13 protein-coding genes are annotated in these 12,425 nt (G+C 66.8%); 5 read left to right on the top strand and 8 right to left on the bottom strand.

Annotated elements, in window-relative coordinates:
- Positions 1-51: 51 nt before the first annotated feature.
- From nuoH to LY254_RS09685, 4 genes are all read right to left on the bottom strand, one after another.
- Complete coding sequence (gene nuoH / locus LY254_RS09700; RefSeq protein WP_010313366.1) at positions 52-1,170, bottom strand: NADH-quinone oxidoreductase subunit NuoH; 1,119 nt, start codon at positions 1,168-1,170, stop codon at positions 52-54.
- A 65-nt stretch (positions 1,171-1,235) separates the two neighbouring features.
- Positions 1,236-2,396 carry a citrate synthase gene (locus LY254_RS09695; protein ID WP_247476872.1) on the bottom strand — a complete coding sequence of 387 codons (1,161 nt, stop codon included), beginning with the start codon at positions 2,394-2,396 and terminating at the stop codon, positions 1,236-1,238.
- Between the two features lie 26 nt (positions 2,397-2,422).
- On the bottom strand, positions 2,423-2,983 hold the full coding sequence (sixA, locus tag LY254_RS09690) for a phosphohistidine phosphatase SixA (RefSeq protein ID WP_247476871.1): 561 nt from the start codon (positions 2,981-2,983) through the stop codon (positions 2,423-2,425).
- Positions 2,984-2,985: 2 nt separating this feature from the next.
- Positions 2,986-4,575 carry a DUF3352 domain-containing protein gene (locus LY254_RS09685; protein WP_247476870.1) on the bottom strand — a complete coding sequence of 530 codons (1,590 nt, stop codon included), beginning with the start codon at positions 4,573-4,575 and terminating at the stop codon, positions 2,986-2,988.
- A gap of 80 nt (positions 4,576-4,655) precedes the next feature.
- Between LY254_RS09685 and LY254_RS09680 the strand changes: the two genes are divergently transcribed.
- Genes LY254_RS09680 through LY254_RS09670 form a run of 3 tightly spaced genes read left to right on the top strand, consistent with a single transcriptional unit; the run spans position 4,656 to position 8,256 of the window.
- Positions 4,656-5,000 (top strand): rhodanese-like domain-containing protein, encoded by a 345-nt coding sequence (locus LY254_RS09680; RefSeq protein ID WP_247476869.1) that lies wholly within the window; start codon positions 4,656-4,658, stop codon positions 4,998-5,000.
- Positions 5,001-5,047: 47 nt separating this feature from the next.
- The gene (locus tag LY254_RS09675; protein WP_247476868.1) at positions 5,048-7,231 is read left to right on the top strand and encodes an ABC transporter transmembrane domain-containing protein; all 2,184 of its coding nucleotides are present in this window, start codon (positions 5,048-5,050) and stop codon (positions 7,229-7,231) included.
- A gap of 38 nt (positions 7,232-7,269) precedes the next feature.
- Positions 7,270-8,256, top strand: coding sequence for a heat-inducible transcriptional repressor HrcA (locus LY254_RS09670; RefSeq protein WP_010313379.1), 987 nt, complete (start codon positions 7,270-7,272; stop codon positions 8,254-8,256).
- On the opposite strand, the gene trpB is transcribed toward LY254_RS09670, so the two are convergent.
- Both trpB and LY254_RS09660 read right to left on the bottom strand, forming a co-directional pair.
- A complete protein-coding gene (trpB, locus tag LY254_RS09665) occupies positions 8,249-9,496 on the bottom strand; it encodes a tryptophan synthase subunit beta (RefSeq protein WP_247476867.1) in 1,248 nt (415 codons plus the stop codon). The two genes, LY254_RS09670 and trpB, sit on opposite strands and share 8 nt — an antisense overlap.
- Positions 9,497-9,511: 15 nt before the next feature.
- Positions 9,512-9,724 (bottom strand): hypothetical protein, encoded by a 213-nt coding sequence (locus tag LY254_RS09660; RefSeq protein ID WP_247476866.1) that lies wholly within the window; start codon positions 9,722-9,724, stop codon positions 9,512-9,514.
- A 47-nt stretch (positions 9,725-9,771) separates the two neighbouring features.
- Here LY254_RS09660 and LY254_RS09655 point away from each other — a divergent pair, with 47 nt between their 5' ends.
- The gene (locus LY254_RS09655) at positions 9,772-10,098 is read left to right on the top strand and encodes a translation initiation factor (protein WP_010313383.1); all 327 of its coding nucleotides are present in this window, start codon (positions 9,772-9,774) and stop codon (positions 10,096-10,098) included.
- A gap of 50 nt (positions 10,099-10,148) precedes the next feature.
- Entirely contained in the window at positions 10,149-10,790 is a 642-nt protein-coding gene (gene cysC / locus LY254_RS09650) for an adenylyl-sulfate kinase (RefSeq protein WP_247476865.1), read from the top strand.
- On the opposite strand, the gene LY254_RS09645 is transcribed toward cysC, so the two are convergent.
- Complete coding sequence (locus LY254_RS09645) at positions 10,777-11,850, bottom strand: AI-2E family transporter (RefSeq protein WP_247476864.1); 1,074 nt, start codon at positions 11,848-11,850, stop codon at positions 10,777-10,779. The genes cysC and LY254_RS09645 overlap by 14 nt on opposite strands.
- Before the next feature lie 30 nt (positions 11,851-11,880).
- Positions 11,881-12,402 carry a 5-(carboxyamino)imidazole ribonucleotide mutase gene (purE, locus tag LY254_RS09640; RefSeq protein WP_010313389.1) on the bottom strand — a complete coding sequence of 174 codons (522 nt, stop codon included), beginning with the start codon at positions 12,400-12,402 and terminating at the stop codon, positions 11,881-11,883.
- Positions 12,403-12,425 lie beyond the last annotated feature (23 nt).

Here is a 12,425-nt window from a genome sequence, read left to right as displayed (position 1 = left end):
CCGGCACCATGATGGCCTGGCGACCTGGCAAAGGGGGGTGGCGGTGGGGAATTAACCGCCGAAGAAGGCCGGGAACGCGAGCTTCAGACCAGCGGTCACCAGCAGGTTGACCAGGGCGACCGGCAACAGGAACTTCCAACCCAGGTCCAGCAACTGGTCAATGCGCACCCGGGGAACGGTCCAGCGCAGCAAGATCGCGAAGAACACCAGCAGGTAGGCCTTCAGGACCGTCATCACGATTCCGGTGGTGGCGGTGATCACCTGCACCAGGGGAGCGTCGATCGGCTGACCCGTCAGGTTCACCACCCACTCGACGGGAAGCGGGAAGCCCCAGCCACCCAGGTAGAGCACCGCCACCAGCAGGGCGGAGAGCACCAGGTTGATGTAGCTGCCCAGATAAAAGAGGGCGAACTTCATGCCGGCGTATTCGGTCTGGTAGCCAGCCACCAACTCCTCTTCAGCCTCCGGCAAGTCGAAGGGAAGGCGCTCACATTCGGCCAGGGCGCAGATCCAGAAGATCACGAAACCGACGGGCTGGCGCCAGATGTTCCAGCTGAGGATCCCGGCGCCGGTTTGCTGGTTGACGATGTCAACCGTGCTGAGGGAGTTGCTCATCATCACCACGGCCAGCACCGCCAAGGCGAGGGGAATCTCGTAGGAGATCGACTGGGCGGCGGCCCGCAAGCCACCGAGCAGGGAGTACTTGTTATTGGAGGCGTAGCCAGCCATCAGCAAGCCAATGGGCTGGATGCTGCTCAGGGAAATCCAGAGAAAGATGCCGACGCCGACGTTGCTGATCAGCAGGTGCTGGCCGAAGGGCACGACCAACCAGCTCAGGATCACCGGCACCAGCACCAGCACCGGGCCCAGGGTGAAGAGCAGGCCGTCGGCTCGGGCCGGAATGATGTCCTCTTTGAACAGCAGCTTCAGGCCGTCCGCGAGGGGCTGAAGGATGCCCAGGGCACCGGCGTATTCGGGGCCGATCCGCTGCTGAACGGCCGCCGAGATCTTCCGCTCGAGCCAGACGTTGACCAACACGCCAACGACGGCAGCCACCAGGACCACCAGCATCGGCAGCGGCAGCCAGAGCAGGTGGGCCATCCCCGGCGACAAGCCGAAGCCCTGCAGCACGTCCGTGAAGCTGGCCTCAAGGTCGAGCCCGGCACTCACGACAGCGGGATTGGCGATCACCATGGGTGGTCTGTTGATGGGGGCAACTTAGGCCGGCGCAGCCCTTAACGGCCTTCGATCGGCTGCCAATCGCGGCCGCTGGAGCCGGTGTAGATCTGCGTGGGCCGGTAGATGCGGTTGGCACCGAGCTGTTCTTTCCAGTGGGCCAGCCAGCCTGCGGTGCGCGCGATCGCAAAGATCGGGGTGAATAGGTCCTGGGGAATGCCCAGTTTTCGGTAGACCAAGCCGGAATAGAAGTCGACGTTCGGATAGATCCCCTTCGGGCCCAGGCGCTCGGCTGCCGCGGCTTCCAATTCGCGGGCCAGGTCGTAGAGGGGGTCGTGGCCGAACTGATCGAAGAGCTCTTCCGCCAGTTTCTGCAGGATCACCGCCCGGGGGTCCTTGACCTTGTACTCGCGGTGGCCGAAGCCCATGATCTTGCGCTTCTCGGCAATCGCCTGATCCAGCCAGGGCCTGACCTGATCGGCGGAGCCGATGGTTTCAAGCATCGCCAAGACGTCTTCATTCGCGCCGCCATGGAGGGGACCCGCCAGGGTCCCCACAGCCGAGGCCACCACGGCGTAGGGATCGGTCAAGGTGCTGGCCGTCACCCGCGCGCTGAAGGTGCTGGCGTTCAGGCTGTGCTCGGCATGCAGGATCAAGCAGGCATCAAAGATGCGCGCCGCCAGGGGATCCGGTTCACGCTCAGTGAGCATGTACAGGAAGTTGGCCGCATAGGGCAGGTCATCCCTGGGCTGAATCGGGTCCTGCCCTTTGCGAATCAGCTGAAACGCCGCCACCATCGTCGGGATCTTGGCGATCAGGCGCACCACCGCTGAATAGATGTATTCAGGGTTGTCGAGGGCGCGGCGGGAATAAAAGAGACCCAGAGAGGCCGCACTGCTCTGCAGTGCGTCCATCGGATGGCCGCTGGCCGGGAAGCACTTCATCATGTCCCGGATGCGGAAGCTCACCCGGCGGTGCATCTGAACCTCCTGCTCAAACGCCGCCAGCTGCTCAGCGTCGGGGAGCTCACCCCAGATCAGCAGATAGGCGGTCTCCAGGAAGGTGCTCTGCTGGGCCAGCTGATCCACCCGGTAGCCGCGGTAAGTCAGCAGCCCCTTTTGTCCATCGATGTCGCACACCGCCGACTGCGTGGCCGGCACCCCTTCCAGACCCGGGCGATACGCCGGAGTCGCTGCCGTTGGGGTTGCCTCCTCAGCCATGGAATCGGGGTTGCGTCAACCGCAACCTAAGGCCCGCCCTCGCTGCGCGACTGTCGCCGACCGAGCAGTACCCGAGGCGGCAGGACCATCTCCAAGCGGGCCGATCCGAGCAAGTCAGCGCCTGGGGCGATCGGCCACTGCAGCAGCAAGGCACCGGCTTTCTTGAGCCGGATCGCCTGGGGGGCTCGGGCCATCGGCACTCCAATAAACAGCGCCGCCAAGGTGCTCAGGTCCGGCTCATGGCCCACCAAGGCCAGGCGCTTCCAACCGGGCCGCGGGGAGAGGGGGCCGAGCCAGCGCTCGAGCAGGGGCAGGGGGTCCGCCAGGGGAGCCAAGGCCGCCGCCAACTCCAGTTCTGGCGCCAGCCCTGCGCTCACGATCAATTCAGCTGTCTGGCGGGCCCGCACCAGCGGACTGCTGAGCACCAGATCACAGTCCAACTCCAACTCCAGCAGGCGCTCCAGCTGCTGAGTGGTGCGCTCACGCCCCTCCGGCGTGAGGCTGCGCTGGGCGTCATCGACGCCCTCACTGCGCTCTTCAGCGATGCCGTGGCGCACCAACAGCAACTCAAGCTTGCGGCTGGCCATGGTCAGGCGTGCAGTTGCAGCAGCCCCCGCAGCCTCAAGCTGCGTTGGTCGGGGGCATCAGGCTCCAGGCTCAAGGCCACCCCGTCCACCCTGGGGGTCAGGGAGGAGCTGGAGAGCGTGCCCACCAAGCGCCAGAGCTTCCAGCGACTGAGCAGACCCTGGGCAGCCTGGGCGTCCATCGACCACTGAAAGGGGGCCTGGGGTGAGCCCAAGAGCTCCAGCTGATCGAGGCGCTCCTGGGGTGCACGACGGCCTTCGTACTGCTGGTTGAGGATCGCCAGGCCTTGGCCCCACCAGGCGAAACCACCTTGGCTGGAGCGGGCACCTGCGAGCTGGGCCTGGAGCTGGTCGGGATTGCCCTTGACCGGCTTGGACTCGAGGCGCGTCCAGGCCTGAAGGGTTTGCCCGCGGCTCTCCAGCGGGGAGGCGCTGTATCCATCGGCCTCAAGGGCCGGCTGCAGGGTCTCGGCCGACGGACGATCCCCGCGGGTGCCCAGCAACCAGCCTTCGCTCTGATGGGCCCAAAGCAAGGGCCCCGAATCCGCCGCGGCCACCAGGGCCGGCAGGGGACCTTGATCCCGCTTGAGGGCCTGGGTCAGGGACGGGCCAAGCAGGTTGCTCCAAACATTGGCGTCCTCGGCGGCGAGGAGCTCAGCGGGATTGGTCAAGAAGGCAAGGCTGTCGGCAGCGACCTGCACCTGGCGCAACAGCTCCGTGTTGACCGGACCCAGGCTGGGGAGCGCATCACGCAACTGGGCCAGGCCATCCACCTGAAGCCCCGACCCTTGGGGGGCCAAGGCCAGCACCAATTCCACCGCCGCCGACTCATCCCCAACGGGCAAGCCGAGCCACTGCTCCATGGCCTCGGGGCGGGCCGTCAGCAGCGCCACCCCCTCTCCAAGTCGCTGCAGGGCCTTTTGCAGGGGCGCACTGGCCGCTTGGTTCAGTTCATCGATTTGGGAGACATCGAGCGCCTGTTCGAGCACGCCCCGACCCGAGGCAATCAGCACCAAATCGTCGTTGATCAGGGCCGTCGCCAGGGGTTGCGGGTCCTGGCCCAAGAGGGCGCCGCGACCGCTGATCAGCCCCATGCCGCGATAACTGGTGATCTGCAGATCGGTCCCAGCAAGGCTTCGGGTCTGCCAGAAGCGCTGCAGGAAACGGCGGGCCCCTTCGTTGTCACGGCTGCGCAGCGCCAGCACCCAACCGGGTGCCTCCCCACTTCCAGGGGGGGTCAAGAGGGCAAAGCTGCTTTCATCCCCCAGCCAGGGGGAGAGCTCCGAGGCGTAGTCCAGGCCCGCAGCGGCAAAGGCCCCGTCCCGCAGGCGATCAGCGGCCGCCGCGGCCTGACGGCGCTGACGGGGGGGAGCAACGGCCCGGGCGTAGGCAGCCGGCTCATCCGGGCCCACCAACCAGTGCAGGCTCAGGGGCGCCGTCCGCGGAACAAACCGCGCCGCCAGCGGCATGGAGAGGGCCTGGTGTTGCAACGCAAGGGGACTGCGCTGCAGGAGGAGCCACCAACCCGCCAAGCCAAAGCTCAGCATCGCCAACGCCACCGCCAGCAGTGCCGCCAAGAAGGGGCGGGCCTTCATGCGTCGCTTACAGGATTGGCCTCATCTTTATGCATCAAGGCGATCTTTGGCACCCCCGTGACCGCCGGTAGGGTTCCGTGATGCCCAATCCCGCAAGCATCAGCGCCACAGAACTGAAGCATCGGCTCGACGCCGGTGAGGCGTTGCAGCTGGTGGATGTGCGCGAGGCCCTGGAATTGGACCTGGCTCGACTGCAGCAACCGGTGATCCATCTCCCCCTGAGTCAATCGGAGACCTGGATTGAGCAGATCTCGAGCTTGATCAACCGGGATCAACCCGTGGTTGTGCTCTGTCACGCCGGGATCCGCAGCTGGCAATTCGCCTGTTGGCTGATGGAAGCCCAGGGCTACGAACAGGTGCTGAACCTGCAGGGCGGAATCGATGCCTGGAGCGTCTCAGCCGACCCAATGGTGCCGCGGTACTGAGGCGACCAGGCGGTCAAACGCCGCTGTGATTGCTATCGGTTGGCTGGATGAGCCGGCCGATGTTTCCGCTGCTGCTGCCCCTACGACTGTGGCGCTACTTCGGCAATCAACGGCTGAAGGCGGTCCTGGCGATCCTCACGGTGTTGCCCGATCCGCTGCTGATGGTGGGCATCCCTGTGCTGCTGCAGCTGGTGATCGACCAGGTGATTGGCAACCCCAGCGGCGGGCCACCGGTGGCGGTGCTGGTGCTGCTGCCCTGCGCCTGGCTCCTGCTGGCGGTGGTCTGCAACGGCTTCTCGATCAAGTTGTTTGCCGCCCTCGGTAGCCAACTGGGCACGAGCTTTCGCCAGCGGCTCTTCGGTCATCTACTGGAGCAACCGAACCCCACCGATGGCCGCGCCGAGGGAGGGGAACAGGGCTTGCTGGCGCTGCAGATTCCCACCCTGGAAAACGCGGTCGTCAGCCAGCTCCCCCTCTTCACCTGGACGGTGGCGCAGCTCTTGCTGGGGGTGCTGCTGCTGTTCACCAGCGATTGGCGGCTCGCCCTGGTCGCCGTGGTGCTCACGCCGCTGCTGCTCGTGAGCCAGGTGGCCTTCACCCCGGCCCTGGCCAGGCGGGAAGAGGCTCGGGTCGAGCAGGCCGGACGGCTGCTGAGCTACGCCGGCGAACGGCTGCGCAGCCGGGAGTTGGTGGACCTGTTCGGTTTGCGCAGCACCACCCGCTCGGAATTCAACCGTCGCAACCGGGACCTGATGCGCTGGGCCCAGCGGGTCGGAGCGATGTCGGGCCTGCAACAGGCCGCCCTGACCGCTTCCGCCATGCTCACGCTGGTGAGCGTCTTTGCCCTGGGCACCTGGTTGGTGCTGCAGGGGCAACTCACGGTGGGCCAGCTGGTCTCCGCCCTGGGGATCGCCACGGCCATGGTCAGCGGCATGTGGCAGCTGGGCGCCTCCCTGCTGCCACTCCAGGCCGCCACGACGGCCCTGAACCTGCTGGAGCAGCAGCTGCCCGCCGCCAAGCGCTCCGAGCAACGGCCGGCGCTGGCCCGAGGGATTGAACCCAGCCCCCCGGCCTTGCGGCAGGAGCTGAGGATCGAGCAGGTGCAGTTCCGCTACCCGGGTGGTGGCGGCCTGGACGGACTCAACCTGACGATCCCCGCCAACAGCTCCCTCGCCCTGGTTGGCCCCAGCGGCGGCGGGAAAAGCACCGTGCTTCGACTGCTCCTGCGGCAAATCGAGCCCCAGCGCGGTGGCCTGCGGGTCGATGGCGTGCCCCTGAGCACCACCGACCGGGGCGCCTGGCTTGAGCAGGTGGCGTTGGTCCCCCAGGAGACCGTCCTGTTCGATCTCTCGATCGCGGACAACATCCGCCTAGGCCGGCTCGATGCGTCCGATCAGGAGGTCCTCGATGCAGCCCTAGCCGCCGAGCTCGGGGAACTGATTCAGTCCCTACCCAACGGCCTCCAGACCGCGGTCGGTTCCGGTGGCGGTCGCCTCTCCGGTGGCCAGAAGCAACGGATTGCCATTGCCCGGGCGATCGTTCGCAACCCCCAGCTCTTGCTGCTGGATGAAGCCACCAGCGCCCTCGACCCCAGCACCGAAGAAGCAATCAACACCACCCTGCGTCGCTTGAGCGAGGGCCGCACGGTGGTCTCCGTGCTGCACAGGCTGCGGGCCGCTGCGGCCATGGACCAGATCGCCGTGATCGATCAAGGCCAAGTGGTGGAGCTCGGCCACCACAACGATCTGTTGGCCGCTGGCGGGCTCTATGCCTCCTTCTGGCACCGGCAGATGAGCGGCTTCAACCTGGAGCTGGGGCAACGGGTCCGGATCACGCCCGAGCGCCTGGCCACCATCCCCCTGTTCCACGGCGTCGATCCCAAGCTGCTGCGTTGGCTGGCCTCGGAATTCGTCAGCGATCGGATCCGCCATGGCGAGGAGGTCTTCCGCGAAGGGGACGCCCCGGACGCCTTCTATGTGGTGGTGGCCGGCACCTTGGAGGTGCTGCAGAACGATCTCTGGGGCGGGACTCCGATCAAACAGGGGCTGGTGGAGGAGGGGGACTTCTTCGGCGACGCAGGCCTGATCGAGGACCACCCCCGGGCCGTCACCGTGCGGGCGCGGGGAGACGGACTGCTGCTGCGGCTCGACCGGGATCGCTTCCTGGATTTGCTCGATCAGGACCCGGACTACCGCCGCTTTTTCCTGCATTCAGCCCGCGCCAGCGTTTAGGCCCCGTAGCATCCGCAAAGCGGCATCAGTGCACCGTTTTGCAGCCCCTGCCCCGACGGCAACAGCAGGTGCTTCAGGCGACGGTGCAGCACTACGTCGACACCACGGAGCCCGTGGGCAGCCAAACCCTGGTGCGGCGCTTTGACCTCCAGGCCAGCCCCGCCACGGTGCGCTCCGCCATGGGAGCCCTGGAGCAGCGGGGCCTGCTCACCCAACCGCACACCTCCGCCGGCCGCGTTCCGAGCCAACTGGGGTATCGCCACTACGTGGACTGCCTCCTGCCCGCCCCCGGTGCCGCCGCCAATCAACTCAACCGTGAGCTCACGGGGTTGAGCCTGCAATGGGCCGCCTTGGATGACCTGCTGCTGCAGCTCGCCCGCCGCCTGGCCGACCTCACGGGCCTGATGAGCCTGATCACCCGGCCCCAGGAGATGGGGGGACGCCTCGAGACGGTCCGGCTGGTCCCAAGCGACGACCGGTTACTGGTGCTGCTCGTGGAAAAGGGGGCCGCCGCCAGTTGTCTCAACCTGCGGATGCCCGAGGAACTGGGTGCCCAGGTGCCAGCCCTGGAGCGCTGGGCCAGCGATCAACTCCAGGGGGGTACTGGTCGCCTGAACTGGAAGGCACTCCCCAGCCAACTGGGAAGCAGCGGCGAATTGCTGCGGCAGGGCCTCAGCAGCCACAACCTGGCCCGGGGCAACAGCAGCGAAGGCGCCGTCAGCCTCGGGGTGGCGGGACTGCTTGGCCAACCGGAATTCCAACGCAGCTCCAGCCTGAAACCGCTGCTGCAACTTGTGGAGCTGGAGCCCCAACAGGTTCTGCGCAGCAAGGCCGCCAGCGGCAGGGGCGGGGTCTGGATTGGCTCAGAGCACCCCCATCCCGCCCTGCAGGACTGCGCAGTGGTGCAAGCCAGCTACGGCAACGACGGCCACGTCGCCCTGATCGGCCCGATGCGCATGGCCTACTCCACCGCTCGTTCAGCGGTGGAGAGCGTCGCGGGCTACCTCGATCGGCTGCTCAGCTGAGGGCGCTGCCCAGGCGGTCGGCAACCGTGTTGACGTCCTTGTCGCCGCGGCCGGAGAGGTTGAGCACCACCTCGGTCCCTGGGGCCAGGGTGGGGCAGAGCTTGTCGAGCCAGGCAAAGGCGTGGGCGGTCTCCAAGGCCGGGATGATGCCCTCCAGCTGGCAGAGCAGCTGCAGGGCATCGAGGGCCTCCGCATCCGTAACGGCGCCGTACTCAGCCCGGCCGATGGTCTTGAGATAGCTGTGCTCAGGGCCCACACCGGGGTAATCCAAGCCGGCACTGATGGAGTGCGCCTCCTGCACCTGCCCCTCCTCGTCCTGGAGCAGCAGGCTCATCGCCCCGTGCAACACACCGACGCGACCCTCGGTAATGGTGGCGGCATGGCGACCGGTGGGAACGCCATCGCCGGCCGCTTCCACGCCGATCAAGCGGACGTCGGTGTCCTGGACAAAGGGGTGGAACAGACCCATGGCATTGGAGCCCCCACCAACGCAGGCCACCAGGACATCGGGGTTACGGCCAAAGGCTTCATGGCACTGGCGCTTGGTCTCCTCGCCGATCACGGCATGGAAATCGCGCACCAGCATCGGGAAGGGATGGGGGCCTGCGACGGAACCCAGGATGTAGTGGGTCGTCTCGACGTTGGTGACCCAATCGCGGATCGCCTCACTGGTGGCGTCCTTCAAGGTGGCGGTGCCAGCGGTGACGGGCTGAACCGTTGCCCCCAGCAGACGCATCCGGAAGACGTTCAGGGCCTGACGGCGCATGTCCTCGGCGCCCATGTAGACGACGCACTCGAGGCCAAAGCGCGCACAGACCGTGGCGGTGGCCACACCGTGCTGGCCCGCACCGGTTTCGGCAATGATCCGCTTTTTGCCCATCCGCAGGGCCAGGAGTGCCTGGCCCAGGGCGTTGTTGATCTTGTGGGCGCCGGTGTGATTGAGGTCTTCGCGCTTCAACCAAATGCGCGGGCCGCCCTCGGCGCGGCGGTAGTGCTCGCTCAGCCGTTCCGCTTCGTAGAGGGGGTTCGGCCGGCCGACGTAGTTGCGCAGCAGGTGATTGAGCCGCTCCGTGAACGCGGGATCCTGCCAGGCTTCTGCAGCGGCCCGCTCCAGTTCCGCCAGGGCAGGGATCAGGGTCTCGGGAACGTACTGACCGCCAAATTGGCCGTAGCGACCCAGGCTGTTGGGCCGTGACTCCAGCGCCAATGCCGACGTCATCGAAGGAACGGTGCTGGTCACCAGGTGCGCGCGGAGTCAGTCAAGGTTAGGAACTGGCGGGGGCGGCAGGACTGGCCAGCCGGCGGGCTGATCGATGCGGATGCGCTGACCGCCTGCAGTGCAGGGATCACTGCCGCTCACGGAGGTGGACAAGGCAGCGCCACTTGGGCCAGGACGGCAGACCTCCTGGGCGGGTTGCCCCTGGAGACCCAGGCGCCAGACCTCCACCTGAACGGCCGGCAAATCCATCGCGGACCTCCGTTGCGCTGAACTGGAACCAAGACACATCCAAAGCGATGCCGAAGGGAGGCTGGCAAGAATTCACACGGCCTGAAAGCCTGCAACGGGCCAGCAGTGCCCCTGCGGAATCGACGGCCAAGGCCCAACAGCGCGTGCGAGTGCAGCGCACAAAGGCCGGCAAGGGCGGAAAGATGGTGACGGCCATCACGGGGCTGGAGGCCGCCGAAAGCGATCTCAAGGCCCTGCTGAAACAGCTCAAGGCCGCCGCCGGAACAGGCGGGACGGTGAAGGATGGAGTGATCGAACTACAGGGAGACCAGGTGAGCGCCGCCCTGGCGGCCCTAGAGAAAGCGGGCTACCGGCCCAAGCAAGCGGGCGGCTGAGCCGGAGCGGTCGGCGGCGACAATGGCCCGACATTGCTCCAAGGCCCGCCATGACCGCATCTCCCACCTACGGAGAGCTCACCAACAAGGGCGCCTCCACCAACATCGCCTGGCACCACGCATCGGTGGATCGCGCCGCCCGGGCTGAGCAGCGCGGCCATCGCAGCGCCATCCTCTGGTTCACCGGCCTGAGTGGTTCCGGCAAGAGCACCCTCGCCAACGCGGTCAACCAGGCGCTGTTTGAGCGCGGCCTGGCCTGCTACGTGCTGGACGGCGACAACATCCGCCATGGGCTCTGCAAGGACCTGGGCTTCTCCGATGCCGATCGCGAGGAGAACATTCGCCGGATTGGCGAGGTCAGCAAGCTGTTCCTGGACGCCGGCGTGGTGGTGCTGACGGCCTTTGTCTCCCCCTTCAAGGCGGACAGGGACCGCGCCCGCTCCCTGGTGGAGAACGGCGACTTTGTCGAGATCCACTGCGCCGCGGATCTGAGCGTTTGCGAAGAGCGCGACACCAAGGGGCTCTACGCCAAAGCCCGCGCGGGTGAAATCAAGGAATTCACCGGCATCTCCAGCCCCTACGAGGCCCCTGAAAAGCCCGAACTGCGGGTGGACACCGGTAGCCAGAGCCTCGAGGCCTGCGTGGAGCTGGTGATCAACCACCTGCGGGAAGCGGGCGTCATTCCCCAGTGATCACGTCGGGGGCAGGCTGCTGCCCCCAGGCATCCAAAAAGGTTTTCAAGCAGCTGGCGACCGGAACCGCCAGCAACAGGCCCAGCAGGTCGCCGAAGCCCATCAAGCTGCCCACGCGGGCGCCAACGGGCAGGGAGACCAGGAGCCAAGCGGGCTGCAGACCAACGATGCTGCCCATCAAGCGGGGCTGGATCACCTGATCCACCACCTGACCGACGCTGATGGCCGCCACCAGCACCTCGATGCCGGTGCGGGGGTCATCCAAGGCCAGCAACACACTCACCAAGACAATTGTCAGGGCGCTGGCATAGGGCACCAGGGTGGTGAAGCCGATCGCCACCGCGAACAGCACCCCATAGGGAATCCCCAGCAGGGTGAACACCACGATCTGCAGGGCGCTGAGGATCAAGGCCAGCAGCACCTGCCCGGCGAAGTACCCCCGGAAGGTGCGGTTCAAGGTGCCGGTGACCAACGCCCGCGTTCCCTCGGGAAGCCAGCGGGCCAAGCCCGCCACGATCGGGTCGCCGCCCAGCAACAGGAACAGGGCCAGGACCGCCACGATCACCACATTGACCGTCAAACCGACGGTGGCCCCCAGGATCCCGAGGGCCCGTTGGCTGAGCTGGCTGGCCAGCTGACTGGCCCGGGCGAACAGGGTGCTGCTGAGGTCCGTGAATTCCGTCGGCAATCCCCGATCGGCAGCCCAGACCTCCAGGCGATCCAGCACGCCCTCCGCCTCAACCAACCAAGAGGGCAGGGAATTGATCAGCTCACCCAGCTGCTCAATCAGGCGGGGCACCAACCAGAGGGCAGCCAAGACCAACAGGGTCAGGGACAGGCCGACCACCAGCAACACCGCCAACCCGCGGGGGAGGCCACGGCGAGCCAACCAACGGGTGGGGAGATCCAGCAGGAACGCAATCAGCGCAGCCCCGACGAACAGGGCGGGGAAGGGGGCCAGCGGCAGAAGCAGTTGCCGCAGAACCCACAGGTTCAAGGCCAACAGCGGCAGCGCCAGGCTCAGGCGCAACCAGGGCGGCAGAACCAGACGTTCAAGCATGGGTCACCCCAACAACACCGCCCCAACCGATCACATCTGTGCCAAGTAAGCGGCACTGCCCAGCTCCAGCAAGCGGGCGTCCTTGGCCACCACCTGATCGTGGAGGGACTGGCGGTACTCCGCCAGGCGAGCGGAGAGGGCCCCATCGGCCGTCGCCAAAATTTGCGCGGCGAGCAGGCCAGCGTTCGCCCCGTTGCCGATCGCCACGGTGGCCACGGGAATACCAGCGGGCATCTGCACGATCGAATGCAGGGAATCCACCCCGGAGAGGGCCCGGGTCTGGACCGGAACGCCGATCACCGGCAAGACCGTCAGGGACGCCACCATCCCGGGCAGGTGAGCCGCCCCGCCGGCCCCGGCGATGATCACCTTGAAACCGCGGCCGGCGGCGGCTTGGGCGAACTCCACCATCTCCATGGGCGTGCGGTGCGCCGAGAGCACGCGGACCTCCACGGGCACCCCGAGGCGGTTGAGCATCTCCACGGCGGGCTGCATGGTGGGCAGATCAGAGTCGCTCCCCATCACCACGGCCACCAGCGCAGCGTCAGACATCGGCACGTTTCAGCATTCGCAGC

Origin of the sequence: Synechococcus sp. NB0720_010, from assembly GCF_023078835.1 — a bacterium.
Lineage (GTDB): Bacteria > Cyanobacteriota > Cyanobacteriia > PCC-6307 > Cyanobiaceae > Vulcanococcus.
The sequence above is the reverse complement of the archived record's forward strand: the minus strand, read 5'-3'. Positions and strand labels throughout refer to the sequence as shown.